At 59.1% G+C, this 26,155-nt stretch carries 25 protein-coding genes and 1 riboswitch; of the genes, 17 read left to right on the plus strand and 8 right to left on the minus strand.

Going from position 1 to position 26,155, the window contains the following annotated elements; all coding sequences use genetic code 11:
- Positions 1–332: 332 nt before the first annotated feature.
- The 6 genes from grxD (at position 333) to NW840_RS04265 (ending at position 4,738) form a co-directional block, all read left to right on the plus strand.
- Complete coding sequence (gene grxD / locus NW840_RS04240) at positions 333–671, plus strand: Grx4 family monothiol glutaredoxin (RefSeq protein WP_041437553.1); 339 nt, start codon at positions 333–335, stop codon at positions 669–671.
- Between the two features lie 29 nt (positions 672–700).
- Positions 701–991 (plus strand): BolA family protein, encoded by a 291-nt coding sequence (locus NW840_RS04245; RefSeq protein ID WP_414329320.1) that lies wholly within the window; start codon positions 701–703, stop codon positions 989–991.
- A 44-nt stretch (positions 992–1,035) separates the two neighbouring features.
- Positions 1,036–1,392, plus strand: a complete 357-nt coding sequence (locus tag NW840_RS04250; protein WP_414342582.1) for a phage holin family protein — start codon at positions 1,036–1,038, stop codon at positions 1,390–1,392.
- Between the two features lie 327 nt (positions 1,393–1,719).
- Entirely contained in the window at positions 1,720–3,276 is a 1,557-nt protein-coding gene (locus NW840_RS04255; protein ID WP_414342584.1) for a B12-binding domain-containing radical SAM protein, read from the plus strand.
- Between the two features lie 51 nt (positions 3,277–3,327).
- Complete coding sequence (locus NW840_RS04260) at positions 3,328–4,488, plus strand: SpoIID/LytB domain-containing protein (protein WP_414342585.1); 1,161 nt, start codon at positions 3,328–3,330, stop codon at positions 4,486–4,488.
- Positions 4,489–4,525: 37 nt separating this feature from the next.
- Entirely contained in the window at positions 4,526–4,738 is a 213-nt protein-coding gene (locus tag NW840_RS04265) for a hypothetical protein (RefSeq protein ID WP_414342587.1), read from the plus strand.
- Between the two features lie 49 nt (positions 4,739–4,787).
- Here NW840_RS04265 and topA read toward each other — a convergent pair whose 3' ends face one another.
- On the minus strand, positions 4,788–7,589 hold the full coding sequence (gene topA / locus NW840_RS04270; RefSeq protein WP_414342589.1) for a type I DNA topoisomerase: 2,802 nt from the start codon (positions 7,587–7,589) through the stop codon (positions 4,788–4,790).
- Positions 7,590–7,784: 195 nt separating this feature from the next.
- Between topA and NW840_RS04275 the strand changes: the two genes are divergently transcribed.
- The 3 genes from NW840_RS04275 (at position 7,785) to NW840_RS04285 (ending at position 10,282) form a co-directional block, all read left to right on the plus strand.
- The gene (locus NW840_RS04275; protein WP_414342591.1) at positions 7,785–8,234 is read left to right on the plus strand and encodes a VOC family protein; all 450 of its coding nucleotides are present in this window, start codon (positions 7,785–7,787) and stop codon (positions 8,232–8,234) included.
- A 162-nt stretch (positions 8,235–8,396) separates the two neighbouring features.
- Complete coding sequence (locus NW840_RS04280) at positions 8,397–9,365, plus strand: CobW family GTP-binding protein (protein ID WP_414342593.1); 969 nt, start codon at positions 8,397–8,399, stop codon at positions 9,363–9,365.
- A gap of 44 nt (positions 9,366–9,409) precedes the next feature.
- Positions 9,410–10,282 carry a hypothetical protein gene (locus NW840_RS04285; RefSeq protein WP_414342595.1) on the plus strand — a complete coding sequence of 291 codons (873 nt, stop codon included), beginning with the start codon at positions 9,410–9,412 and terminating at the stop codon, positions 10,280–10,282.
- 330 nt (positions 10,283–10,612) lie between these two features.
- On the opposite strand, the gene NW840_RS04290 is transcribed toward NW840_RS04285, so the two are convergent.
- Positions 10,613–11,581, minus strand: a complete 969-nt coding sequence (locus NW840_RS04290; RefSeq protein WP_011433921.1) for a 30S ribosomal protein S1 — start codon at positions 11,579–11,581, stop codon at positions 10,613–10,615.
- A gap of 196 nt (positions 11,582–11,777) precedes the next feature.
- Here NW840_RS04290 and obgE point away from each other — a divergent pair, with 196 nt between their 5' ends.
- The 4 genes from obgE to NW840_RS04310 are packed head-to-tail and all read left to right on the plus strand — an operon-like array spanning position 11,778 to position 14,654.
- Positions 11,778–12,821, plus strand: a complete 1,044-nt coding sequence (gene obgE, locus NW840_RS04295) for a GTPase ObgE (RefSeq protein ID WP_414342608.1) — start codon at positions 11,778–11,780, stop codon at positions 12,819–12,821.
- Between the two features lie 60 nt (positions 12,822–12,881).
- Positions 12,882–13,256 carry a hypothetical protein gene (locus NW840_RS04300; protein WP_238376778.1) on the plus strand — a complete coding sequence of 125 codons (375 nt, stop codon included), beginning with the start codon at positions 12,882–12,884 and terminating at the stop codon, positions 13,254–13,256.
- Between the two features lie 18 nt (positions 13,257–13,274).
- Positions 13,275–13,988 (plus strand): L-threonylcarbamoyladenylate synthase, encoded by a 714-nt coding sequence (locus tag NW840_RS04305; protein ID WP_414331536.1) that lies wholly within the window; start codon positions 13,275–13,277, stop codon positions 13,986–13,988.
- 54 nt (positions 13,989–14,042) lie between these two features.
- On the plus strand, positions 14,043–14,654 hold the full coding sequence (locus NW840_RS04310; protein ID WP_414342597.1) for a PAP/fibrillin family protein: 612 nt from the start codon (positions 14,043–14,045) through the stop codon (positions 14,652–14,654).
- Here NW840_RS04310 and NW840_RS04315 read toward each other — a convergent pair.
- The 6 genes from NW840_RS04315 to trpC all read right to left on the minus strand — a co-directional run bounded on the left by NW840_RS04315 (position 14,651) and on the right by trpC (position 20,891).
- Complete coding sequence (locus tag NW840_RS04315) at positions 14,651–15,550, minus strand: hypothetical protein (protein ID WP_414342598.1); 900 nt, start codon at positions 15,548–15,550, stop codon at positions 14,651–14,653. The two genes, NW840_RS04310 and NW840_RS04315, sit on opposite strands and share 4 nt — an antisense overlap.
- Before the next feature lie 97 nt (positions 15,551–15,647).
- Complete coding sequence (locus NW840_RS04320; protein WP_414342610.1) at positions 15,648–16,688, minus strand: sirohydrochlorin chelatase; 1,041 nt, start codon at positions 16,686–16,688, stop codon at positions 15,648–15,650.
- 32 nt (positions 16,689–16,720) lie between these two features.
- Positions 16,721–16,857, minus strand: a riboswitch (cobalamin riboswitch).
- Positions 16,858–16,985: 128 nt separating this feature from the next.
- Positions 16,986–19,301, minus strand: coding sequence for a heavy metal translocating P-type ATPase (locus NW840_RS04325; protein ID WP_414342600.1), 2,316 nt, complete (start codon positions 19,299–19,301; stop codon positions 16,986–16,988).
- Between the two features lie 112 nt (positions 19,302–19,413).
- The gene (locus NW840_RS04330; RefSeq protein ID WP_414342601.1) at positions 19,414–19,608 is read right to left on the minus strand and encodes a heavy-metal-associated domain-containing protein; all 195 of its coding nucleotides are present in this window, start codon (positions 19,606–19,608) and stop codon (positions 19,414–19,416) included.
- A gap of 59 nt (positions 19,609–19,667) precedes the next feature.
- Positions 19,668–19,907 carry a DUF5340 domain-containing protein gene (locus NW840_RS04335; RefSeq protein ID WP_041436722.1) on the minus strand — a complete coding sequence of 80 codons (240 nt, stop codon included), beginning with the start codon at positions 19,905–19,907 and terminating at the stop codon, positions 19,668–19,670.
- Positions 19,908–19,970: 63 nt separating this feature from the next.
- Positions 19,971–20,891: an indole-3-glycerol phosphate synthase TrpC gene (gene trpC, locus NW840_RS04340; protein ID WP_414342603.1), complete on the minus strand. Its 921-nt coding sequence runs from the start codon at positions 20,889–20,891 to the stop codon at positions 19,971–19,973.
- Between the two features lie 263 nt (positions 20,892–21,154).
- On the opposite strand from trpC, the gene hmpF reads away from it, so the two are divergent.
- The 4 genes from hmpF to fabD all read left to right on the plus strand — a co-directional run bounded on the left by hmpF (position 21,155) and on the right by fabD (position 26,074).
- Positions 21,155–22,882, plus strand: coding sequence for a pilus motility taxis protein HmpF (gene hmpF / locus NW840_RS04345; protein ID WP_414342604.1), 1,728 nt, complete (start codon positions 21,155–21,157; stop codon positions 22,880–22,882).
- A gap of 229 nt (positions 22,883–23,111) precedes the next feature.
- Positions 23,112–24,215 carry a phosphate acyltransferase PlsX gene (gene plsX, locus NW840_RS04350; protein ID WP_414342611.1) on the plus strand — a complete coding sequence of 368 codons (1,104 nt, stop codon included), beginning with the start codon at positions 23,112–23,114 and terminating at the stop codon, positions 24,213–24,215.
- The gene (locus tag NW840_RS04355) at positions 24,202–25,203 is read left to right on the plus strand and encodes a beta-ketoacyl-ACP synthase III (RefSeq protein WP_414342606.1); all 1,002 of its coding nucleotides are present in this window, start codon (positions 24,202–24,204) and stop codon (positions 25,201–25,203) included. Before plsX ends, NW840_RS04355 begins: the two co-directional genes overlap by 14 nt.
- Positions 25,204–25,207: 4 nt before the next feature.
- The gene (gene fabD, locus NW840_RS04360) at positions 25,208–26,074 is read left to right on the plus strand and encodes an ACP S-malonyltransferase (RefSeq protein ID WP_414342607.1); all 867 of its coding nucleotides are present in this window, start codon (positions 25,208–25,210) and stop codon (positions 26,072–26,074) included.
- The last annotated feature ends 81 nt before the right edge of the window (positions 26,075–26,155 follow it).

Below are 26,155 nucleotides of genomic sequence, written 5' to 3' on the forward strand. Positions count from 1 at the left end.
CCGCCGAGGGGCCTGAAACCCTTGCCCAGAGCGGGATCGACCGGGTCAACGGAAGAATCAGGGTTTGAGGTTTGTCGCCGACCCTGTCGCCAACCATGTTGGTGTAGAAATTAACATGGATCCTGGGGTCGCTGCCTGGATAGGTTGGGGGCTTGGGCCAGCCCTGGGCAATGGGGCTTGCTGGTGGCGTCCGTAGAACAGAGTCTATGAGAGAATCTCTCGGCCCAACCGTGGGAAAAGTGTCGAGCATGTTAAAAGTAGACGAAAATGAGATCTCGATAGGATGCCAGTTTGCCTATCGACTGTTGTCGCTATAGTGGCTGAACACCATGCTGGATCCCCTTTTGGAAGAGAAAATCCGTGAGCAAATCCGCACCCACAAGGTGCTCATCTACATGAAGGGCACCCCGGAAATGCCCCAATGTGGGTTTTCCTATGCCGCCGTTCGTGTGCTGGATAGTTTGGGCTTCCCCTACACGGCGATTAACGTACTCGAGGATCCTGAGATCCGCCAGGGGATTAAAGAGTTTTCCAACTGGCCTACTATCCCGCAGATTTATATTGATGGGGAGTTTGTGGGTGGTTGCGACATCATCCAAGAGATGCACGCCCGCAACGAGCTGCGTCCGCTGGTCGAGGCAGCCTTTGCTAAGGCCACGGCTCAATCTTAAGGGATCCCATCTCATCCAGAGGGGTTGCCATGCTTACCCCCGACTACCTTCGGCAGCACCTGATGGAGAAGCTGCAGGCTCTTCATGTGCAGGTGGAGGATGAGTCCCACCTTCACATCGGCCACGGGGGCGGGACAGGAGGGCACTACCGAGTTCAAGTAGTGTCGCCTTCGTTTGTCGGCAAAACGACCCTACAGCGACATCGCCTGGTGTATGCCGCTCTGGCGGAACACATGGGGCGGAGCATTCATGCTTTGGCCCTGCAAACTTACAGCCCTGAAGAGGTTTCTGCGCAAGGGATCCCTGAGGAGATCAGCTAGCATAGAGGGCAAAATCGCGGCCCCATCAGGGCAGAGGAGGGAGCATGGCAACTCTTTTGGCCACCTGGCTGATGTCAGCCTTGAGTGTAATGATCCTGGCTTGGCTTTTGCCCGGGATCCACGTCTCCGGGTTTGGCGGGGCTTTGGTGGCGGCTCTGGCCATTGGTCTGGTCAATGGTTTGGTTAGGCCGATTCTCCGGCTGATCACCCTGCCGATTACGGTTCTTACCCTGGGTTTGTTTTGGCTGATTTTGAACGGCATTTGTCTAGCCATTGCCGATAAGCTGGCCGGGAATGCTTTCAACATCGATAATTTCGGCTGGGCGTTTATCGGCGCAATTGTACTTTCCATCGTCAGCGGCTTGGTTCAGCAGGTTTTTGAGCAAGGTGTGCAGAACTGACTTCGTCCCCAGCCGTGAGAGGGCAGGGTTTGGTTCAAGATTGCAGGGGGTACGCTAGGGGAACGTCAACACTCAGCCCGACGATAACCAAAACCAACTTTAAGGGATCCCGATAAGCTTTACTCCATTGGCCCTGCCCGCTAAGTTTTTGCCGCAGAACCATAGGATTCTCCACAGATAGCCTGCACAAGATCTGCCAATGGCTAACATCAGCAGGATATTGCGAGCAGGCGTTTGATCTGTGGCTGCTTTATCTAAGCCTAGCAAATCGATAGGAAACCAGTAGGGGATCAAGTTGGTCGATCTGCAACTCAGGAGCTGGTTGGTATGAAGGCGTTGCTGCTCTATCCGCGTTTTCCTCAATCATTCTGGTCTTACAATCGCACCATTGAGATGGTGGGGCTAAAAGCGCTAATGCCACCTCTTGGCTTGATCACCGTTGCTGCTTTGCTGCCCCAACACTGGGAGATTCGCTTTGTGGATCGCAATGTAGCTGATGAAACAGAAGCCGATTGGCAGTGGTGCGATCTGGTGATCTTGTCAGCCATGTTGGTGCAGAAGCAGGATTTCCACGCCCTCATTCGCAAAGCGGTGCAGTTGGGCAAAAAAGTAGCGGTGGGCGGACCCTATCCAACTTCTGTGCCACAGGATGCCCTGGAATCTGGTGCTCACTATTTGGTTTTGGATGAAGGGGAAGTGACCATACCGGCCTTTGTCAAGGCTCTAGAAGCTGGGCAAGAGTCGGGCATTTTTCGGGCCGCGGAAAAACCGGATGTAACCCAAAGTCCTTTGCCAAGGTTTGATCTGCTGCCCATGGATCAATACTTCATGATGTCAGTCCAGTTTTCACGAGGTTGCCCCTTTAATTGTGAGTTTTGCGACATCATCTCTCTTTACGGACGCAAGCCGAGAACCAAAGAGCCAATTCAAATGCTAGCCGAGCTGCAAGCTCTCTATGACTTGGGTTGGCGGGGTTCGGTATTTGTGGTGGATGACAATTTTATCGGCAACCAGCGCAACGTCAAGCGATTTTTACGAGAGCTGATCCCTTGGAGCCAGGAGCGCAATTACCCATTTACCTTTATGACAGAGGCTTCGGTTAACCTGGCCGAAGATGAAGAACTGATGAGGTTAATGGTAGAGGCGGGTTTCTATGCTGTCTTTTTGGGCATTGAGACTCCAGACCAAGACAGCTTACAGATGACCCAAAAGCTCCAGAATACCCGCCACCCTTTGGTGGAGGCCTGTCGCAAGATCAACGAGGCCGGACTGCTGATCTATGCTGGGTTTATTCTGGGCTTTGATGGAGAGCGGCCAGGAGCAGGGGAGCGCATTCAGGCTTTTGTCGAGCAAACCGGTATTCCTCAGCCAATGCTGGGCATTTTACAGGCTTTGCCAAACACACAGCTCTGGAATCGCTTGAAGAAAGAGGAACGGTTGCTGGAAGGGATCGGCGTGACTGAGTTTGGCGATCAAAATACACTGATGAACTTTATTCCCACTCGTTCTCTATCGGAGATTGCTCAAGAATATCTGGAAAGTTTTTGGAAATTGTATGATCCTGCGCGATATTTATCTCGCTGCCTGCAACAATGCCTGAATATCGGCATCAAAGATGGCCGGCGGCAAATGATGAAGCTGCCCCTTCGCAAAGGGATCCACCTGCTTCTACAACTCATCTGGCGGCAAGGGATCCTTCATCCCGAAATCCGCGCCCAATTTTGGCGGCAGCTATGGACGATTTGGCGACAGAAACCGAGCCTGCTGAACCTATATTTGGGCCTCTGCGCTGCAGGAGAACACTTTTGGGAATATCGGGAATTGGCCCGCGCCCGGCTTACCCAGCAACTGGGATACGATCCTTTGCTGGCCAGCTCATCTTGACAGTATTTCTGGGGGAATGGTCTATCGATAGAGGATGCCCGGATGGGGCCTATGCGGCGACGACAGTTGGGGGCGATGGTGCTGGGATCCCTGTGGGCTGTTTGGGGAGGCTCTCGGCAGGCCCAAACGTCCGGGCGCGGAGATTGGCTGGCCGTGGAGCTGTTCAGCCGCTGGAGTGCGGATCCCTTGGCCGAGTTGGAGCTGATGGGCCCTTTTGTTTTGAATCAGCAGCCTTTTCCAACAGGTGCCTGGAAGTTACAGGTGCGCCGCCAAGAGCTCCTGCTGACCGGGCCGGGACAGCCTCGTCGCTACCAGGGATCCCTTTGGCTACAGGGGGGAGCCCTGCGCCCCTTCGCAGGGGAGGAGCGTCGCTATCGGGGTTGGGTACAGATTTGCCCGGAGGGTTCAGGTCGCCTGCATCTGGTGAACTGGGTGAAGTTGGAAGACTATCTGCTGGCTTTGGTGCCCAGCGAAATGCCTGCCGACTGGCCAGCTGCCGCCTTGCAGGCGCAAGCCATCTTGGCCCGCACTTTGGCCATTCCCCATCTGCACCCCGGCCCCAGAAGAGAATGGCCCTCTACCTCGATAAGGCTATTGCAGGATTCCACCGCCCACCAGTTTTATGGTGGCCTGGCCTATGAGACGGCGGCGACCACTGCTGCGGTGCGGGCAACCCGAGGGCAGATCCTAACCCATGCCGGCCAGCCGATAGAGGTTCTGTTTCACTCCACCTGTGGGGGCCACACCAGCGCCAATCAGGATATTTTTGCCCCACCCGCCCGCCCCTACCTACAAGGGGTGATCTGTGACGGGTGTCGCGCCTCTCCCTTCTATGGCCCTCACAGCGTCCGGCTCAGCCGACGGGAGTTGGAGCCAGCCTTCGGCAACGGCGATCTGGAGATTGTGCAGTCGGATCCCTGGGGTCGCCCCCTGCGCATCCGCGTTGGATCCCAACTGTTGACCGGCCAAGAGTTTGTGCTGCGCCTTGGCCAAACCCTGGGTTGGGGGATCCTCCCCAGCAACCGCTTCACGTGGGAACGTCTCCAGCCAAAGGCCGGCCAGCAGGAAGTGTACCTTTTTACCTATCGCGGAGCCGGGCATGGGGTGGGACTGTGTCAGTGGGGATCCCGCGGCTTGGCCGAGCAGGGCTACACAGCGCCGCAAATCCTCAATCACTACTTCCCCGGCACCCAGGTGATAACGTTGAGCTGAAGGTTGTTGATCCCGACTTCAACTCTCATTTACTCCCGTGTCCCTTGCACACCCCCATCGTCGCCATCCTGCCTACTGCTACTGCAGTGAGCTGGAACACGCCCAGATTCCCAAGCGCCAGCAGCAGGATCCCTTGCCGTTTGCAGAAGCGATGCGGGTGCATTGCCAATCGGGAAGCCGCCGTGGCCGCTGCTTGCGGCCCTTGAAGCAGTTGTGTCGTCAGCAAAGCTGCTACATAGCCGATCCCTGAGCCACCTTGAGCAGGCGACCTTGGGCCATCGCACCCCAAGAAGCTGACCTCAGGCGGGGGCTTTGGGGGTGATCTTCACAATGGTGGGACGGGATCCCACCTGAGCTGACCCATTCGCTTGGGCTTGCGGCTCTTTGGCCATCCCGCCGCCGGTGGAAGTGGTTTGCGCTTTACGCCGCTTCTGCGGCACAGCATTTCCGGCCTGCTGGGCTGTAGGGCTGCTGGAGGCAGTTTTGGCTTGGGTTTTACTGACCGAGGAGCCCGCTTTGCCGGTCGAGCGGCTTTTCCCCTTGACCTCTGCAGAAGAGACTTCTTTTTCAGCCAGCACCTGCAGGGCCATTTCCAGGGTAACCGCTTCGGCAGGGATCCCTTTGGGCAAAGAGGCATTGACCTTGCCATGTTTGACATACAGCCCATAGGGGCCGTCGTGCAGATGAACCGGCTCGCCATCCTCAGGATGGGATCCCAGCTCCCGCAAGGGCTTGGCCGAGGCGCGCCCACGGCCTTTCTTGGGCTGGGCCAACAACTCCAGCGCCCGCTCCAGGCTGATGGTCAGCACATCCTCATCGGCGGGCAGAGAGCGGAAATCGCCATCGCAGACCACGTAGGGGCCGAAGCGGCCAATGCCGGCCTGCACCTTTTTCCCCGATTCCGGGTGTTCCCCCAAGGTGCGGGGCAAGCTCAGCAACCCCAAGGCAATCTCTGGCGTAACCTGATCCGGTTTCAGCCCTTTGGGCAGGGAGGTGCGCTTGGGTTTTTTGTTGTCCTCAGAAACTTCTCCCAACTGCACATAGGGGCCATAGGGGCCCTGCGGGATCACATAGATTGGCTCCTGGGTTTCCGGGTGAAAGGCAATGGGCTTGGGGCCTTCTTGCTTCCGCTGGATCAGCTCCGCAATGTGTTCTGGGCTCAGATCGGCGGGGGGAATATCCTCCGGCAGGTTGGCGCGCACCTCTCCAGACTCAGTTTCAACTGCTACATAGGGGCCATAGGGGCCAATGCCGATCTTGACAGGCAGGTTCTCCAGATGGATGGAGCGGGCCAGGCCGGAATCAATTTCCAGCTCGCGCGCCTTCACCTGTCCCTCGAGACCCTGCTCGCCCAAGAAGAAATGGCGCAGATAGGGCAGCCACTCCGCCTGTCCAGAAGCAATGTCGTCCAGCGTTTGCTCCATCTCGGCAGTGAAGCGGGTATTCACCAGGTTGGGAAAGTATTTTTCCAGTAGCTCGGTGACTGCAAAAGCCGTGTAGGTGGGCACGAGGGCACTTCCCATCGGCCTGACGTAGCCACGGCTCATGATCGTATTCAAGATGGTGGCGTAGGTGCTGGGGCGGCCAATGCCCTCACTTTCCAACACCTTGACCAAGGAGGCTTCCGTATATCGGGCTGGAGGCTGGGTTTCGTGGGCAACGGGTTCCAGCTTCTGGCAGCGGAGGGGATCCCCCTGCCGCAACAGAGGCAGATGCACCTCCCGATCTTCCAAAGCCGCCTCTGGGTCGTCGGATCCCTCCACATAGGCGCGGAAAAAGCCGGGAAAATCGATGCGCTTGCCGCTGGCCCGGAACACCGCATCGTCTACGGCGATGAGTACGATGGTGTGGGTCTGCCGCGCCTCAGCCATTTGGCTGGCGACGGTGCGCTTCCAGATCAGGTCGTAGAGGGCCAGCTCCTGGCCGGAGAGGGGGGTTTGGCTGGGCAGGCGAAACTCTGATCCAGCAGGACGAATGGCCTCGTGGGCTTCTTGCGCCCCTTTGGTTTTGGTGGTGTACTGACGGGGCTCGGGGCTGAGATATTCTCTGCCGTACATCGACTCCACGCAGGCGCGGGCAGCGCGGATGGCCTGCTCCGACAGGTGGACCGAATCGGTGCGCATGTAGGTGATGTAGCCCTCTTCGTAGAGCTTTTGGGCAATGCGCATCGTCTGCTGGGCCGACAGGTGCAGCTTGCGGTTGGCCTCCTGCTGCAGGGTGGAGGTGGTAAAGGGAGGGGCAGGTTTGCGGGTGGAGGGGCGCTCTTCCACAGAGCTGACGATCCAGGCTTTTCCCAGCAAGCGATCCCGCAGGGCCTCGGCCTGGGCCTGATCCAACAACACCACATCCCGCCCGGCAATGAGCTGGCCGGTGCTGGGATCGAAGTCTTGCCCATTGGCCAGGCGTTTGCCACCCAAGCTCACCAGCTCTGCCGAAAAGACAGCCTGCCGCTCCTGGGAGGCAGTGCTCGGCTGCAGCTCTGCCTTCAGAGCCCAGTAGGAGGCTTTTTTGAAGGCCCGCCGCTCCCGCTCCCGATCCACCAAAAGCTTGACCGCCACCGACTGCACCCGCCCTGCCGAGAGTTTGGGGGCAATTTTTTTCCACAGCAGCGGCGACAGGGTATAGCCCACCAGGCGATCCAAGATGCGGCGGGTCTCCTGGGCACGCACCAGTTGTTCATCCACCTCACGGCAGTTTTGCAGCGCCTCCTGAATGGCCTCGCGGGTAATCTCGTGGAACACCATGCGGCGAGTGGGCACTTTGGGTTGCAGCACCTGCTGCAAGTGCCAGCTAATGCTTTCCCCTTCGCGGTCTTCGTCGGTGGCCAGGATCAGCTCGTCCGCCTTCTTGAGCGCTTCCTTCAGCTCCTTGACCACCTTTCTTTTGTCCTTGGGGATGACGTAGAGGGGCTCGAAGTCGGCGTGGACATTGACCCCCAGGCGGCTCCACTCTTCTCCTTTCAATTCTTCTGGAATTTCAGATGCCGAATCGGGAAGATCCCGCACATGTCCCATCGAGGCCTGAACCTCATACCCCGCAGGCAAGAACCCACGGATGGTACGGGCTTTGGTGGGAGATTCGACAATGACCAGCTTAGGCATAATTGAGGTTGGCAGCAATCGGCTTAGGTTGTCGCATTTCCCGCCCCAAGGATTGGGCGGGCCAGCATACACTGCAAGAGGTGCTTAAGATAGACAGCCTACTTTTCTGGAGCGTAGCAAGTCTACCTGCGCTTGACCAGCCGTCATCGGCGATGATCCGAGCGGTCTGGCCCCATCTGGCTGCTTTGCAGGACGATGAAACTACACCATTTTTCCATTCGCACCGCCGATATCTTCCGCTCCATCGCTTTTTACGAGGGGCTGGGCTTTGCGGTGGAAGAACGCTTTACTGCCGGGATCACGCTGGCCTGCTGGATGCGCGGCCCCTGGGGGCGTTTGGAGCTGATGCAAGTGCCGCAGCCCCATCCTGCCCCGGATCCCTTTGGGGATCCCCACTATGTGGGCTACTATCACCCCGCTTTTGAGGTGGGCCCCGAATGGGGATCCCTGGCCAACTACCTAGAACATTTGCGAGCGCAAGTGCCCCTTACCCTGCTGCTGCCGCCCCAGCTCCAGCAAATTGGGGGCCAGGTCTATGAAGTGGCGTTCATCGCCGATCCCGATGGCCTGCCGATCGAGCTCATTCGTCCCCAGGGATCCTCAGGAGAGAGTCTGCCCCAACGCCCAGAGGACATTAATAAATAGTTGGATAACTAGTTGATGGGTTAGAGGATCTAATTTGGGTGGGAGCGGTCGTTCCCCCTTGTCCAGATCCTGGAGAGCCAACCCTAAAGCTAAGCTAGTAGAGCTTCTGGGGAACTTGAGAGAAGGGTTTGTTGGCCGCTTGTCAGTTCAGCCTCACCTGATATGAAAGCTCAGCTTCCGGTGACGATTTTGACAGGTTTTTTGGGCAGTGGCAAAACCACGCTGCTCAAGCGCATCTTGGAAGAGGAGCATGGGTTGCGCATTGGGGTTATCCTCAACGAGTTTGGCGAGATTTCCATCGATGGCGAGTTGGTCAACATGCCCGAGGGGGGGCTGATGCAGCTCAACAATGGTTGCCTCTGCTGCACGGTGCGAGAGGATTTTGAACGGGCGGCCCGCCAGCTGCTCCAGCATGCCCAGGCGTTGGACTATCTGGTGGTGGAAACCAGCGGCGTGGCGGATCCCAGGCAGGTGACCGAGCTATTTGTGCAGAGGGTCTTTCATGAGGAGTTGCGCCTGGATGGCGTGGTGACCTTGGTTGACGGTGCCGAATACTGGCGCAATTTCCAGCGCTCGCAAACCGCCGCCCACCAGATCGGCAGCGCTGACATTTTGTTGCTCAATAAGGTGGATTTGATCGACGAAGCCGAACGAGAGCGGATCCTTCTCGATCTGCGCCGCTACAACCCCGCTGCCCCTTGCCTGCTCACCACCCATGCCCAGGTGCCTCTGGCCCGCATCTTGGATGTGCATGCCTTCCGCCCAGAATTGTGGGATCCCAGGCTCCCCAATGCAGAGACTGAGGCCCACCATAGCCATCACCTCGAGGAAGACGGGATCCAATCGGTGAGCTTTCAACTGCAGCAGCCGCTGGATTTGGCGGCTTTTCGCGATTGGCTACAAGACATGCCCGAGACCCTTTTTCGCGCCAAGGGGGTGCTGTGGGTTGTGGATGAGCCGCAGCGGGTTATCTTTCATCAGGTGGGCCAGCGGCAAACCCTTTTTCTGGAACGGGACTGGGATCCCGATGAGCCCCGCTTGTCCAAAATTGTGTTGATTGGCAAAGGGCTGGAGCCGGAACAGCTGGCTGCCGGCCTCAGCCGGGTGTGCGGGGCAACCGCCGCTGGCTAAGGATCCTCTTCAGTTTTTTCGGTTTTTGGATTGGGTGACCTGGGATGGCTCGCAGCAAACTTTCAGAGCAAGAACAACAGCAAATTGTTAGCGCCTACCGCGGCTCGGCAGCGACCGCCGTCGAATTGGCGGAGCAATTTCAGGTGAGCATCACCACCATCACCCGCGTGTTGAAGGAAAATATCGCTGCCGATGAGTATCAGCGGTTGATCCATCTCAAACGCTCGGCTGCCCGCCGCAAAGACATGGGGGAAAAAGTTGCTGTTGGCAGGATCCCAGCCCCAGAGCAGCAGATTTTGCCGCTGGAGCCGGAGCTGCCTTTTTCATCTCCCTCGCTGCAGCCGAACGCAAACGACGAAGGCGAGGATAACACCGCTGGAACAGAGTCTCTGCCAAAACTGCCCCCAGAAGAACTGCAGTTGGCGGCTGAGCTTCAGGAAGATGTGGAGGATGTCGGGGAAGAGGATGAGGAAGAGACCGAAGAAGACCGTGACCTCGAAGACGAGGATGAGGACGACCCTGACTATCTCCTAGAAGATGAAGATGGGCCAGAAGAGGATCCCCTCACCGATCCCAGCTATCAAATTCAGGTATTACCCCTGGAAGAGCTCACCCTACCGGAAACCTGCTATGTCGTTGTTGACCGCTACCAAGAACTGACCACCCGCCCTCTCAAAGAATTCTTTGGCTCGGGATCCCTGCCCATCGAAGGGATGGATAACGCCAATACGCTGCCGATTTTCGACAGCCACAAGGTGGCCCGCCGCTTTTCCGAAATGAGCCGTCGGGGCAGCAACACCTACCCGCCCTACCGGGTGATCCAGTTTCCCGGCTACATCCTGGAGATTGTGCGCACCCAACTGCAAAAGAAAGGCATCACCCATCTGCTCATGGATGGGCAGATCTACAGTCTTTGACAGGATCCTCAAGCTCAGAAGTGGGGGACTCCTGTTACTGGCGCAGGTTGGCAACACTACGTGAACGCCAGCCGCACTTCCTGTTTTAGCCTACCTCGCCACAGCAGCAGTACCCGTCTCTTCGGACATTTGGACTGCCCCCGCCCCCACGGGCTTATGGATCGCTCCTCAGCTCCCCACTCACACTGATGGAACCAAAGGCTCATGCCGTGACATACTCCCGCACTCATGCTGATGCAAAGCGCTCCGCGCCGCTAAAGCGAGAGAGGGCCGGGCTTCTCGGCGGCCTAGCTAAGCCTTGTAGCAGGCAGAAATACGCAAAGTTTGTGATCATTCCACAGCCGTCGCCGCGTATTCCAGCTCCTCTTCCACCACTTCCGGTGGGGCCTCTGCCGCTTGTCCTTGCTTAGCGGCCAGCAGTTGCTCACGGTACTTGGCTGCCATTTCCTCAGCCTTCTCGTAAACCAGCTTGGGATCCCGAATCATGTCGCCGGGATTGGGCTCCAGTTGCTTGGTGGACAGCGAGATCCGCCCCCGCTCCGCATCTAGATCGATGATCATCACCTTCACTTCGTCGTTGACGTTGAAGACGCTGTGGGGCGTGTCAACATGATCGTGGGAGATCTCGGAAATGTGCAGCAGGCCGGAGACGCCGCCAATATCGATAAAGGCACCATAGGGCTTGATGCCCCGCACCGTGCCGACCACCACCTCGCCCACTTCCAGCTTGTTCATCTTCCGCTCCACCAAGGCGCGGCGATGGCTCAACACCAAGCGGTTGCGGTCTTCGTCCACCTCTAAAAACTTCAGGGGCAGCTCTTCGCCCACCAGCTCTTCTTTTGGCTTGCGGGTGCTGATGTGGGATCCGGGGATAAAGCCCCGCAGCCCCTCAATCCGCACCAGGGCTCCACCTCGGTTGGTGGCAAAAATGGTTGAGCGAACGGTGGCATCTTCTTTCTGGAGCTGCCGTACCCGTTCCCAGGCCCGCATGTACTCGATGCGACGGATGGAAAGAGTGAGTTGTCCCTCTTCGTTTTCTTCGGTGAGGATAAAAAACTCGCGGGTTTCTCCCGGCTGCAGCATCTCGTGCGGGTCTTCCAGGCGGCTAATCGACATCTCCTGGAGCGGCAGAAAGGCAGCCGTTTTGGCCCCAATATCGATCAAAGCACCGCGTGGCTCCACCGAGAATACTGTACCCGCCACAATTTCGCCAGGGCTGAAGTGATAGTCGTACTTATCCAGAAGGGCGGCAAAGTCTTCAGTGGTAAAACCTACATCGGCAGCAGTGAATCGACTCATAGGGGTGCAGTAACAGATCAGTTGCGCGGGATAAAGGGTAGAAGGCCAATCGAGTTTGGCAGGATCCCACTTCCACTTTCCCACCTGGGGAGGATGTGGCTGGGAAATACCATCGTAGCTTAGAGGAGCGTCTTTTGTGGCAAGTTTTCCGGGGATCTTGCCAAGCTGGAAGATAGAAGATTTGGAGGAAGAGCAATTGCACTTTATCGACCAAGCCGAAATTGAAGTGCAAGGGGGAAATGGCGGAGATGGCATCGTTGCCTTCCGCCGTGAAAAGTATGTGCCGGCTGGGGGGCCATCCGGCGGCAATGGCGGGCGGGGCGGCTCGGTGATCTTGGTGGCCGATCCCGGCCTGCAAACTCTGTTGGATTTTCGCTTTCAACCGGTGATCAAGGCGGAACACGGGGCCAAAGGGGGGCCCAACCATCGCAGCGGGGCCAGTGGTGCGGATCGGCTGGTGCGGGTGCCCTGCGGTACTGTGGTGTTCAATGCGGAGACGGGGGAATTGTTGGGCGATCTGGTGGGCAAGGGGGATCAATTGCTGGTAGCCCGTGGGGGCAAAGGCGGCTTAGGCAATGCCCATTTTTTGAGCAACCACAATCGCGCCCCCCGCCAATTCACCAAGGGCGAAGCGGGAGAACGGGTGCGCCTGCGCCTGGAGCTGAAGTTGATCGCCGAGGTGGGCATTGTCGGCCTGCCCAATGCGGGCAAGTCCACTCTGATTTCGGTGGTCTCCTCTGCCCGGCCCAAGATTGCTGACTACCCCTTCACCACGTTGCAGCCCAATTTGGGGGTGGTGCCCCATCCATCGGGAGATGGGGTGGTGTTTGCCGATATTCCGGGGCTGATCGAGGGGGCGCACTTGGGGGTGGGGCTGGGCCATGAGTTTTTGCGCCATGTGGAGCGTACCAGGGTACTGATTCATTTGGTGGATGGCACGGCGGCGGATCCCGTCAAGGATTACCAGGTTATTCAGCAGGAGCTGCGCGCCTACGGCCACGGGTTAATCGATAAGCCACAAATCCTGGTTTTGAACAAGATCGATGTTCTGGATCCCCAGCAGGTTGCCGAGCGCGCCCAGAGGCTGTCTGCTGCTGCCGGCACTTCGGTGGTGACCATTTCTGCGATTGCCAAGCAGGGGCTGGATGCCCTCTTGCAGCGGGTGTGGCAGTGCCTGGGTCGGGGATCCCAACAGCCTGCGCAGTTGGATCTTGTGGGGGCAAAATCCATCCAGTCCTAGGGCAGAAGAATCTTAGAATGGGAAAGCCCCTGCCTTCCCAGAACCCAGAGACGAGTGGCTATGTATATCTCGGCGGAGGATCTGCCACCGGATTTGCGTCAGATCATGTTGGCTGTTGAACAGGCGGCCCAGGCGAGGGCGGGAGCGTGTGTGGAGCTGCTGATGCTCCTGCGGCTGCTGGAGGAGTTGCACCGCGCGATCCTGGAAGGTGCCTTTCGGGAGTCTTTGCCCAACACCCGTCAAGCTCTGTATCGGGTGCTTCAGGATTTGGAAGAAGCCGGCGACTGGCCCTATCTGCCCCGTCTGCACATCCAAGCCCTGATGCAACAACTGAAGGACTGGCCCGAATCTCAGGGATCCCCGCCCGCGTCGGTGCCACCGACCCCCCGCCCTCTTGTGGAAAACCCCCTGGGGGGTAGCTGCTCCCAGTCTTGACCTCTTCCCTTCTGCCCGATGGCCGAGTACTTTAAGCTGCATCCGCAACAGCCCCAGGCCCGTTCCATCCGGCGGATTGCGGCGGCTTTGCGGGAGGGGGCGGTGATGCTTTACCCCACCGATACAGTCTATGCCATTGGCTGCGATGTGACCCACAAACAAGCAGTGGAGCGGGTACGCCGTATCAAGCAGCTCTCCAACGACAAGCCTCTTACCTTTTTGTGCCCTTCTCTCTCACGCATTGCCCACTATGCCCAGGTAACCGATTCGGCCTATCGGCTGATGCGGCGGCTGATCCCGGGCCCGTTTACGTTTCTGTTGCCGGCCACCAAGCTGGTGCCCAAGTTGGTGATGGAGCCCAAGCGGAAAACCACCGGCATCCGCGTGCCCGATTCTGCCATTTGTCAGGCTTTGCTGGAAGAGTTGGGCAATCCAATTGTCTCCACCTCTGCCAAGCTGGGGGGGGATCCCGTCGGATCCCTGGACTTAAGTTCTGGGCAAGCCTGGGAGTGGGAAAGCGACCCCTGGGATGAGGGTGGGATCTTTGCGGCTGAGGAAATGCGGCAGTTGGAAAAACAGGTGGATCTGGTGCTGGATGACGATGCCCCCCGTCGGGCCAAGGTCTCTACGGTAATTGACTTGACGGGATCCGAGCCGCTGGTGGTGCGGGCCGGGCTAGGGTATGAGCAGGTGGCAGATCTAAATCTGAAACCCGTAGAAGAAGACGGTTGAGGGCAGCCGGATCTGGCGTTCTCTAAAATGGGGTTGATGCCTTGGAGTGTGCTCATGGCCCTGGCTCAGCAAAAATCGGCTCTGCTGCACCTACTGGAGGCGACCGACCGGGGCCGGAAAGTTTCCCCTGACCAAAAAGCCCAGATTTTGTCTCAAATTGCCGTCCTAGAAGCGCTCAACCCCACCCCCAAGCCAACATCGGCTCCTGAAGGGTTGGAGGGGAACTGGCTCACCCTATTTACCACGAGCACAGCTCTGCTGCGGCTGGCACAGTTGCCTTTTTTGACCACCGGCGAGATCTACCAGTGTATTCGGGCCAAGGCTGGACGGGTCTTCAACGTGGCGGAGATCCAGGGATCCGGTTGGCTGGAGGCTTGGATGCCACGGGGAGTCTTGGCTGTATCAGCGCGCTTTTACCCCGAATCTGAGCGCCGGGTGAGGGTGATTTTCGAGCGATTGGTGCTCGGATCCCAAGCTTTGATGAGCTACGAGATCGAGAGTTTTCTCTATTTGCTCGAGCGGGCTCCGGAGCGGATCCCGGCTATTCAAATCGATATCCGCCGCCGCGAGCCAACGGGTTGGCTGGATATCACCTATTTGGATGAAGACTTGCGGCTGGGTCGGGGCAGCGAGGGGAGTGTATTTGTTCTAAAGCGGGTCGGCTAGTCGGAGGATCCAGAGGACTCCGTTTCCGCCCTTTCGTGAGATGGGTTTTGGGTTAGGGTGGAGCTTATTTCCTGTAGAACTTGCAAGGCGCGGTAGGACTCTCGCAAAGTTTGCAGCTCCTGTTGAGTTTGCTCCAGTTGCCGGGCCCATTCTGCCTGTTGGGAGCGCAACTCTCGATTTTCCAATTTTTTGCGCTGCAGGATGCGCTTGAGTTTTTGCTGCTGCTGCTGGAGTTGAGCCCGCTCTGCTTCTGCGTGTTGCAGTTGGGTCCTTTGGCGTTCCAATTCTATTTTCAGGGTGGTGACCTGGGATTGAAGTTGGCGGAGCTTTTGGCGCAGCGCTTGCTCTGGCGTGGGTTTGGTCGACTCGGAGCTTGGAGAAGGGGAAGATGTTTGTAGGTTTTGCAGATGCTGTTGTAACTGTTGGGCTTGGGCCTGCAGGACTCGAGACCGTTGCTGCTCGCTGCGCAGTTGGGCTTGGGCGCGTTCACAGGTCTGGATTTCGGCTTTCACCCGCTGCTTGATGCGGTCAAGGATCTTTTGATGGCGGAGCTGGGTTTGCCGGATCTCCTGAGCCACCTGCCAAGGGCGAGGATCCCCCTTAGGTTGTCGTGGCTCGCCGCCGTGGTCGGCAGGATCAAAGGGAGATAGGGTCGCCACCAGCGATTCTCGAAAGTCGCTCCAGGAAGCCGATTGCAGACCCATCTGAACCACCCGCCAGGCCCCATAGGAGGCCCCAGCGGCAGCCAGGATCCCAGGGATCCCGGCCAGGGAGAGGGAAACCTTGGGCAGGGTGGGCAGGATCTGATCCAGCAGCCCCACCACCAGGGCGAAAACAAAGATCCCGCTCCCCGCGGCAGCGGCACCTGAAACCCAAGAGGAGCGGGAGAGCATCATCGTTTTTTCGTCATCACAACCGCTAGAGCGGGAAAACCAGGTTCAAAAATGGCCTGTCTGCACTCAGTTTATCCCGCCAGCAGCCTCTGTTTCCCTCTTAGGGCACCTGCCATGCCCGTTGGTGGTAGCCCTCTAATTGGGCCCAGGGATCCCCAGCCGCTGCGTGGGTGTGGCCGTGCTGAGGGTGATGGTGAGAATGAGGGTGGTGATGGGATCCGTGCCCGTGATGGTGGTCATGAGGCTCGTGAGGGTGGTGATGGCTGGATCCAGCTCCAACCTCTGCGCTCACGGCCAGGCGAAACTTGCACAGGTGGCAGTTCATCGGGGTTTGGCCCTGCAGGGCTTCCTGCTCCAGTTGCTGCAGGCTGTGCAGCACCGTATCCACAAGGCCCAATTCCGGCAGCATCAGCCAGTCGATTTCCGGCTGTCGTTGTCGTTGTTTCTCCACTGCCGCCTCGATTTTTTTCACCAACACCCCCGTAAACAGAAAGTAGGGCAGCACGATCACCCGACGCGGCTGCCAGGACGAGGCCCGCTCCAACCCCACAGGCAGGCGGGGATGGGTAATGCCGATAAAGCAAGTTTCCACAGCGGCAAACCCAGATCCTTCCCAAAGCAACCGGGCCAGTTTACAGGCTTCGGCATTGGCCTCGGGATCGCTGGAGCCGCGACCCACAAATAGGAGCACGGTTTCTGCCTCTGGGATCCGCCGCGGTTGGGCAGCTATCAGAGCAGCCAATCGGTCTCGCAGCAGTTGCAGGATCTCGATGCGGATCCCCAGCGGCCCACCGTAACGAATGCGCAACTGGGGATAGAGGGCCTGCAGGCGATCCAGTTCCATCGTCACATCGAACTTGTTGTGGCGGGCCCCAAACAGCAACAGCGGCAGGGCCACGATCTCCTGCCACCCTTGGGCCAAGCACTGCTCTACCCCCTGGGCAATGGTTGGCTGGGTCAGCTCCAGAAAGCAGGGGATCACCGGTCGATGGGGAGTGAGGGATTGGTAAGCCTGGGCTAGCTCCAGAAAGGCTTGCTGCCCTTGGGGGTCGCGGGATCCGTGGCCGATGAGCAACAGGGGCAGGGGGACAACAGGAGACTGCCCAACCGCAAGCGGAGGGGAAACACTGAGGGTATTCAACACAAAAAACTCCGTTCCTTGTGAATCGCAAGGGGTACAGGACAACGGCAGGTGGGTGTTCTGGCTGAGGGAGGGATCCCATCACAGTTGCGTCACAGTGGCGGACTTGCACCGCGCTTTCCCCAGTCTGCCTGAGCCTTTTAGGTTAGCTTGCCGCTTGTCGTTCACCAAGCCCCCTGGGGGGGATGTCCTTGTCTGCCAGAAGATAGCCCTGAGGCATGAGCGGTACGGCAGACTCATGCTCAAAGGGCAGCAAAACTGTTGCCGCGCTAATCCCCCTTGCCCCTGGGAGAGGGCCTAACGCCGGCCCGCTGGTCTGGGGGGCTGAAAGTGTCGCAGGCGCAGGGCATTGGCGACCACCGAAACGGAACTCAGGGCCATGGCTGCCCCCGCCAGCATAGGGTTGAGCAACCAGCCTGTGAAGGGATAGAGCGCCCCAGCGGCAATCGGGATCCCCAGCGTATTGTAGATAAAGGCGAAGAAGAGGTTCTGGCGGATGTTGTTGAGGGTGGCCCGGCTGAGTTGAATGGCTGTGGCGACTCCCCGCAGATCCCCCGACATGAGGGTAATATCGCTGGCGGCCATCGCCACATCCGTACCTGTACCAATGGCGATCCCCACATCAGCTTCTGCCAGAGCCGGAGCATCGTTAATGCCATCTCCCACCATCGCCACCCGCCGTCGCGGTTGTCTTAGGCTGCGTATGTAAGCTGCCTTCTGATCCGGACGGACTTGGGCAATTACCCGCTGAATGCCTGCCTGCCGAGCAACCGCTTGGGCCGTGGTGGGGTTATCCCCGGTTAGCAGGATCACCTCTAGACCCATCTGTTGCAGCTGTTGCACTGCCTCAGGAGAGGTGGGTTTAAGCGGATCGGCAATGGCCAACAGCCCCACCAGGCTCTGGGATTGGGCTACGCCGATCACCGTTTTGCCCTGGCTTTCCCAATTCTGAACCCGCTCTGACCAAGAGGGATCCCAGGGGATCCCCATCTCCTGTAGCCAGCTCAGCCGACCGATGCGGATCCACTGATCTTCCACCCAGGCTTCTGCCCCACTGCCTATCCTTGCCTGAAAATGCTGGGCAGGAGGGATGGCAATTTTTTCCGCTTCGGCTTTCTGCACCACCGCCTGGGCCAAAGGGTGTTCCGAGTGCCGCTCTACTGCCGCTGCCAGGCGCAACACCGTCAGGGGAGAGGAGCCGTTAGCCCAAATATCGGTGACGGTAGGGCGACCTTCGGTCAGGGTGCCGGTTTTGTCCAAGACCACCGTGCGCAAGTCGTGGGCCAATTCCAGGCTGTCGGCACTTTTCACCAGGATCCCCAATTCTGCCCCTCGTCCCGTGGCCACCAGGATCGAGGTGGGGGTCGCCAACCCCAGCGCGCAAGGGCAGGCGATGATCAGCACCCCAATTGTGTTCACCAAGGCCAGCGTCAGGTTGTCCGCCAGCACCCACCAGAGCACAAAAGTTAGAACTGCCACCCCGATCACTGCCGGCACAAACCAGGAGGTGACCCGATCCGCCAACTGTTGAATCGGAGCTTTGGATCCCTGGGCTTCCTGCACCAGGCGCACGATCTGGGCCAGAACCGTGTCTTTGCCCACCCGCCGCGCCTCCATCACAAAGCTGCCCGTCTGATTCAGCGTTGCCCCAATCACCTCATCCCCCGCCGACTTGAGTACAGGCAGGCTCTCGCCGGTCACCATCGACTCGTCGAGGGTGGAGGATCCCTCTAGAATGACCCCATCCACCGGCACCTTCTCGCCGGGGCGCACCCGGATCCAATCCCCCACCTGCACCTCCCGAATGGGGACATCCTGCTCCACCCCCTGGCGGATTACCCTCGCCGTTTTCGGTTGCAGCCCGATCAGCTTGCGAATGGCCTCAGAGGTTTGCCTTTTGGCCCGTTGCTCCATCCACTTGCCCACCAGAATCAGGGTGGTGACCACCGCCGACACCTCATAATAGACATCCGGGTGCAGTCCCTGCCGATGGAAAGAGTCGGGGAAAACCGTTGGGAAAATGGAATAGAAGAAAGCCGCGCTCGTCCCTAAGGCCACCAGCGTGTTCATATCCGCTGAACGCCGTTGCCAAGCAGCCCAGGCTCCCCGGTAAAAATGCCTGCCCACCCAAAACTGCACCGGAGCCGTCAGCAGCAACTGCAACCCAGGATTGTGCAGCCACATGGGAAAGCCCGGGATGTCCATCCCCAGCATCATCGGCAGGGATCCGATCACCAGCACCGTGCTGATGCCCACCCCCATCGCCACCTTCAGCTTCAATTCCCGTTCTGCGGCCCGTTGGGCGATCCGCTCTGGATCCGACAGATCGTCCAGTTGCCAATCCTCTTGGATGAGGCGCGCCCGATACCCCACCCGCTCCACCGCCCGAATCAACGCCTGCGGATCCACCAGCCTGGGATCCCCTTTGACGGTGGCCTGCTCACTGGCAAAATTCACTGATCCGTGGGACACCCCCTGCACCTGAGCGAGGGCCTGTTCGATGCTGCGGGCGCAGGAGGCACAGCTCATCCCTTGTAAGGCCAACTGCCAAGTGCCCTCAGGAGAAGGCGCAGAGGCCGATAGTGCAGCCGATGACCCTTTATGGGCAGACATGGCAACACCTTGTTGATGAAACGACAGCTACTCTCCACCCTGGGCAGGGCGAAGGCAGCCATCTGTACAGAAATTCAAAACAGACGCCCGACCGTTCCCGGCCCAAAATTGACTAGGCCGGGGGATATCCCACCTGGGTGAGGGCCTGCCGCAAATCGCCCACAGGCCGCTCAGAAGTAATCCGCACCTGTTTGGTTTTGGGATCCCCTTCCACCTGCGCCTGGGGATCCAGTTGCCGCACCGCTTGCGCAATGGTGTCCACGCAAGCCGCACAGGCCAGCTTGGGCACCGTCAAAACAACCTGCATCTTGGAAAACCCCCCCAATGCCACTGAAAGGATGCTAAACCTTACAGTGGGCTGGAAGGTCAAGAGGGAGGCTGAGGCTCGTCCATATTCCAGCGGTAGTCCACCTGATAGCCCCGCTGTCGCCACTCTTCCTCCAGTTGCACCTGTTGGGTGAGGGCTTTGCGCAGGGAGTTGATCAGCTCTTGCGTGCGGCCTCGGTTGCCAAAATCCTGTTCCTCTACTGCCGGAAAGGTTTGCCGCTCCAACACCCGCAGCAGAAATTCGTAGTGGATATGAGCCGGCACAGGAATACGTTTCATCGATCCAAGCAATCCTTAGAGATCAATTGTTCTCGCAGAGATCCATTGATAAATGGTTTTCATTCACTGAGATGACAACAGGTGGCGCACAGCTTGGCCGGGATCCGGCTGGGTCACCAGCGCTTCCCCCACCAGCACAGAGCGCACCCCCCAGGCCCGCAACTGCTGCAGATCGGCGGGGGTATGGATGCCGGACTCGCTGACCACAGGCAGATCGCCAAGGAGCTCCGAGTGGGCGGCCAACAGGTTGCGCGTTGTGTTTAAGTCCACCGCAAAGGTTCTCAGATCGCGATTGTTGATGCCAATGAGCACCTGCCCCCTGGAGTCTTGCAGTTGGGGCAAACGCAACACCCGCTGCAACTCTTGGGAAGTGTGCACCTCCAGCAGAGCTGCCATGCCCAATTGCCGAACCAGCTTGAGAAAATAGCCCAAGTCCGCATCCGAGAGAATGGCGGCAATCAGCAGCACCGCATCTGCCCCCAGGCTGCGGGCCCAGAGGATTTGGTAGGGGTAGAGGATGAACTCCTTGCAGAGGATGGGGATCCCTACTGCCTGACGGATCCGGCGCAGATACTCGCCGCTGCCCTGAAAGAACCGCTCATCTGTGAGCACCGAGAGGCAACTGGCCCCACCGGCTTCATAGCTCTGGGCAATGGCTACCGGGTCAAAGGGATCCCGGAGAACGCCGCGGCTGGGGGAGGCTTTTTTGACCTCGGCAATCACAGAGATAGGGTGAGGCGACTGGGTGAGGGCCGCCACAAAATCCCGCACCGGCGGAGCCTGATCCAGTTGCCGTTGCAATTCCTTGAGGGGAAGCTGCTCCCGTTGCCGCTCCACCTCCTGCTCTTTATGCCAGACGATCGCTTCCAAAATGTGGCGCGGTTTGGCTTCCGGCGCTGTTGTCTGGTACACCTGAGAGGCTACGACCACCGGTGGGGCAGGAGAACGCCGACGAACAGAAAGCGGCTCACCTTGCAGCTCCATACAACCCCCGAACACAACTCTACACCACACCCTAGACTACCTTAGTGCTCCGCCACCGGTTTGAATAGCTACCCCAGGCATCCCCAAAACTCATCTGGCGAAGGCGTTTTTTTTACCCTATGGTTAAGTCTAGAAAGGTGGTGTAGTCTTTATGCGCCTCGGCGAGCCATGTTCTGGCGGCCGTCCATTTTTCCCCGGCCAGGGGCAGTGGATCGGTGGGGTCAAGGCTGGTGCTGTCCATGCTGTTTTAGAGGAGTTCAGGCGTGCTGTACCTAGCAGAGCTATCCAAGCCAATTGGATTTGCCAAGTCGTCTCTGCAATTGCTGGCCAAGCAGCAGCAGGACAATACCTGGGTGGCCGTGAACGAAGAATCCATTACCTTGGAAGGCCGCATCGCCCAGGAGGCTGGGCGCTTCAAGGATGGGTCATTGGTGCTGGCGGAAATCTCCGGCAACCGTCAGGTCGCCCGCATCAGCGAAGCCGCTCGCCAACTGGTGACCTATCTGCAAAACTTCAGCCAACTTCAGCTCAGAGCCCGCAGCCAGGAAGAGGAGATCGAGGTTTGGAAACAGTCCCTCACCTTTCAGGCGCATGAGCTTACCCGCCGCGAGATGGAGCTAGCAGCCCAGGAAGAAGAGGTGCAGCGGCTGTATGAGCAATACAAGAGTGTGGAGGAAGATCGCAAACTTCTGGACAGCCTCAAAGAGGAACTGGCAGCCCAGCAAGCTTACTTAGCTGAACAACAGCGCCTGATCGGAGAGCAGCGGGAAGCTCTGAATCGGCAGCGGCAAGAGTTGGAAGCCCAGTTGCAAGAAGCTCGCTCCAGCCGCTTGGGGGAGGCAGAAGCAGCGCAGCTACAGGCTTTGGTGCAGCAGCTCCAGGAGACTCTACATCCGGCTGGGGATCCCTTGGCGCTTCTGCAAAGCTTGAAAAGCCACATTCAGCAGCAGCAGGAGCACTTGAATCAACAGATTGCCCAACTGGAAGCAGAACGTCAGCAGGCCCAGGCCCGGCAAGACGAGCTGGATCGGGACTACCGCGCTTGGCAAGAACGCCGCGCCGCTTGGTGGGGATCCCGACAATCCCTGGAGCAAAGCCAAGCAGAGTGGCAAACTCGACGGGGATCCCTGCGAGCCCATCAAGAGCACCTGCAGAGGATTCTCCAGCAGCTGCAATCTCAAGAGAGCCTATACCAGAAAGCCTCTCGTCTGGTGCAGGAGTACGACTTTATCGTCGATGGCAGCAGCAACGGCAGGGCTGGGGAGCCGGCGATCTCGGTCGAGGAGCTGGCGGCTTTGGTCAGCCAACTGCGCCGAGATTACGAGCAGCGGGCGGCCCAGGTCAGCCAGCAGCGGGCCGAACTGGAGCAAAACCGGCAAACCCTGCGGGAGCTGCAAGAGCGGCTGGCCAGCGCCTCTCCAGAGGAGCGGTTTGACATCGAGATGGATATCGACTATGCCCAGTCTGCCTGCAGTGCTTTGGAAGAAGCCCTGCTGCCTCAGGAAAAAAACCTGCAGCGAGAGTATGAAGAGTTGACCCGCCAGGAAGCCCGCCTTAGACAGCTGCAAAATCAAGCTGCTGCCCCGGTTCAGGTCGATATTGGGCCGCTCCTGGAACAGATCGGCAGCCAGAAGCAGGATCTTCTCCAAGAAAAAGGTCGTCTGCAAACCCTCATTCAACAACTGGAATCGTCCTTGCCTTCTCAGCAGGAGCAGCTCGCCCGCCAACGGCAGGAATTGGAGCAGCAGTGGCAACACCTGGAGCAAGAGGAGGGATCCCTGCGGGCGCGCGCCCAGGCCATGGCAGAAACCTGGGGTCGCCTCAATCACCTGCAGGCCACCCTCTATCCAGAGCGGGATCGGTGGGCAGCGTTGGCAGGAGAATTGGCGCAGTTGGAGACGGAGCTGAGCCAACACCAAGCCAGAAACTCCACCGCACGCGACCACGTCCAGCAGGTACACTCTCTCTTGGCTACCCTCGCGCAGGCGTGAGGGAGTTCACGTTTCCTGTGGGGGGTGGGGAGAACCGGCGCAAGCGGAACTACGGCCTTAATTGAGGAAAACAAATCTGGTAAAATTCGCTAGCACCCTGCAGCCACTGGGGCTCCCAATTCTTGGGCGAGGGGACTGCAGAGGTTAGTGCGTTTTGCCCCGCTTCCTGCTTGCAGTTGCCAAGGATATTCCAGTGTGAGGTCAGCTTGTGCGAATTGCGGTCGATGCGATGGGGGGTGACTACGCTCCCGAAGAGATCATCAAGGGCGCCCTGCTGGCCCATCGGCAGCTCCGGGTCGGGATTGCACTAGTCGGTCGTCCAGATTCCCTCAAGCCCTTTTTGCCTCAGCCCTTGCCTGCTGGGATCACCATTGTGCCTGCCGAAGAGGATGTGGGCATGGCGGAAGAGCCGCTGATGGTGCGCAAAAAGCCCAAAGCCTCCATCAACATCTCGATGCAACAGGTGCGCTCCAACCAAGCGGATGCCGTGGTGGCCGCCGGGAATACCGGAGCAGCGATGGCTGCGGCCTACCTTCATTTGGGCCGGCTGGCAGGGATCGATCGCCCGGCCATTGGCGCTCTTTTGCCCACTTTGAAAGGCAAGCCGGTGCTGCTGCTGGATGTGGGGGCCAATGTGGATTGCCGGCCCCGCTTTTTGGAGCAGTTTGCCCGCATGGGATCCCTCTACTGCCAGTGCGTACTGGGGGTCGAGCGTCCGCGGGTGGGCCTGCTCAACATCGGCGAGGAGCCCAACAAGGGCAATGATTTGGCTCTGGCCACCCACCAGCGTCTGGCCCAATTGCCAGGGATCCATTTCGCCGGCAATGCCGAGGGGCGGGATGTGCTGACCGGGGAGTTTGATGTGGTGGTGTGTGACGGCTTTGTGGGCAATGCCCTCCTCAAGTTTGCCGAAAGTGTTGGCCAGGTGATCACCCAGGTGCTGCGGGAGGAGCTGCCCCGCGGCTGGCGCGGCAAGTTGGGCTGCTGGCTGCTCCGGCCCAACCTCAAGCAGGTAAAGCGGCGCATGGACTACGTGGAGTATGGCGGTGCTTTGCTGCTCGGCGTCAACGGCATCTGCGTGATTACCCACGGCAGCTCCAAGGCGCCGATGGTCTACCACGCCATTCGCCTGGCCAAAGAGGCGGCAGAACAGAAAATCCTACAGCGGCTGCAGGCGGAAATGGTTGACCCTCGCGAACCTGAATCCAACCCCAGGCGGCGCACCCGGCCCCTTCAGGTCTACTCTGGCTCTGGCCCGGAAGTGTTGCCGTTGGGATCCCTGGAAAGGACTTCCTCCCGCTGTCCCGAACCCGTGGAAGATGCCCAGCCATAGCCTCCCGACCGTGCGGCTGGTGGGGGCAGGGGCTGCCCTGCCGGATCCCTGCCTGAGCAACGACGATCTCGGCCAGATCGTCGAAACTTCCGACGAATGGATCTGGCCCCGCACCGGCATTCGTCAGCGGCGCATTCTGCCCCCTGAGCTGAGCTTGGTGGATTTGGCGGTCCAGGCAGCCAAGGCCGCTTTGGCTCAGGCCGGGATCTTGCCTCAAGACCTGGATTTGATCCTGCTGGCCACTTCCACCGGTGTCGATCGGTTTGGCTCGGCCCCTCAGGTGCAGGCAGCTCTGGGAGCAACGCGGGCGGTGGCTTTTGATCTGACGGCAGCCTGCACGGGCTTTGTCTTTGCAGTGGCCACGGCAGCGCAGTTTTTGCAAACCGGGCTGTACCGGCGGGCCTTGGTGGTGGCGGCGGATGTGCTCTCCCGTACGGTGGACTGGGCAGATCGCACCACCTGTGTCTTGTTTGGAGATGGGGCCGGGGCGGTGGTTCTGGAGGCGGGGGAAACCGGCGGGATCCTCAGCATTGAGCTGCGCAGCGATGGCAGTGGCAGCCAGCTGCTCAGCTTGTCCATGGCTACAGAGGCCAAGCCCCTGGTGGGATCCCTGCAGGTGGGGCAGTATCGCTGCTGCCCCATCACCATGAATGGCCGCGAGGTCTACAAGTTCGCCGTCCAGGCGGTGCCGGAGGTTATCGAGAAGGCTCTCTTCCGGGCCGGGATCCCGGCGGAAGCAGTACAGGGATATTTTATTCATCAGGCCAACCAGCGCATTCTCGATGCAGTAGCCAAGCGCCTGCAGCTGGATCCGCAGCGGGTGGCCAGCGTCCTAGAGTATTACGGCAACACCTCGGGCGCTTCGGTGCCAATTGCCTTGGCCACTTGGATCGAGCAAGGACGCTTTGGCGCTGGCGATCTGGGGGTAATGGCGGGCTTTGGCGCCGGCCTTACCTGGGGGGCGATTGTGTTTCGTTGGGGGAAATGAATTGATGACTGTTGCCTGGATCTATCCCGGCCAGGGATCCCAAGCGGTAGGCATGGGAAGGGACTTGCGGAACTGGCAGGGAGCAGGCCAGAAGTTGGCTTTGGCCCGCCAGATGCTGGGATGGGATCCCTTAGCTCTGTCGGAAGACCAGATCCACCAGACCGGCTACACACAACCGGCTTTGTTCACCGTATCGGCCCTGTTGACAGACTATCTCTACGCCCAGGGTCAGGCTCCTGCCTGCACTGCTGGCCACAGTCTGGGCGAATACAGCGCCCTCTACGCTGCCGGCGTGTTTGACTTCGAAACCGGCCTACGGCTGGTGGCGCTGCGGGGCCAACTGATGGAAGCCGCAGGGGATCCCCCGGGCAGCATGGCGGCAGTGATGGGGTTTGACCGCGACAAGCTAGAGCATCTGTGCCAGATGATCCCCGATGTCACCCTTGCCAACGACAACAGCCCGGATCAGGTGGTGATCAGCGGCTCAGTGGAGGGGGTGCAAGCCGTCTGTGAGCAGTTGCAGGCCAAGCGCACCGTTCCCCTCAAGGTAAGTGGCGCCTTTCACTCGCCCTTTATGCAGGCTGCTGCCGAGGAGTTTGCCCACACCTTGCGCGCTGTTGACTTTCAGCCGCCGCGAGTGCCCGTCTACAGCAACTGCACTGCCACCGCCAGCCGGGATCCGCAAGCCCTTAAGCAGGCGCTGCTGGCCCAGATGACTGCCCCTGTCCGCTGGCGAGAAACCGTGTTGCAGATGGCCGCCGACGGCATCCAAGAGGTGTGGGAAATCGGCCCCGGAAATGTTCTGACGGGCTTGGTGAGGCGAACGGTGCCGACCCTGACGCGGTGCAATTTCAGTAACCTCAGCAGCTAGGGGATCTGCTATGGAGCATGACTCTAGTCAATAATAAGCTCAACTATACTGAAAATAATGTATAATATGTTCAGTACGGAT

The sequence above is a fragment of the Synechococcus sp. R5-13 genome (genome assembly GCF_047462015.1).
Taxonomy (GTDB): domain Bacteria; phylum Cyanobacteriota; class Cyanobacteriia; order Thermostichales; family Thermostichaceae; genus Thermostichus.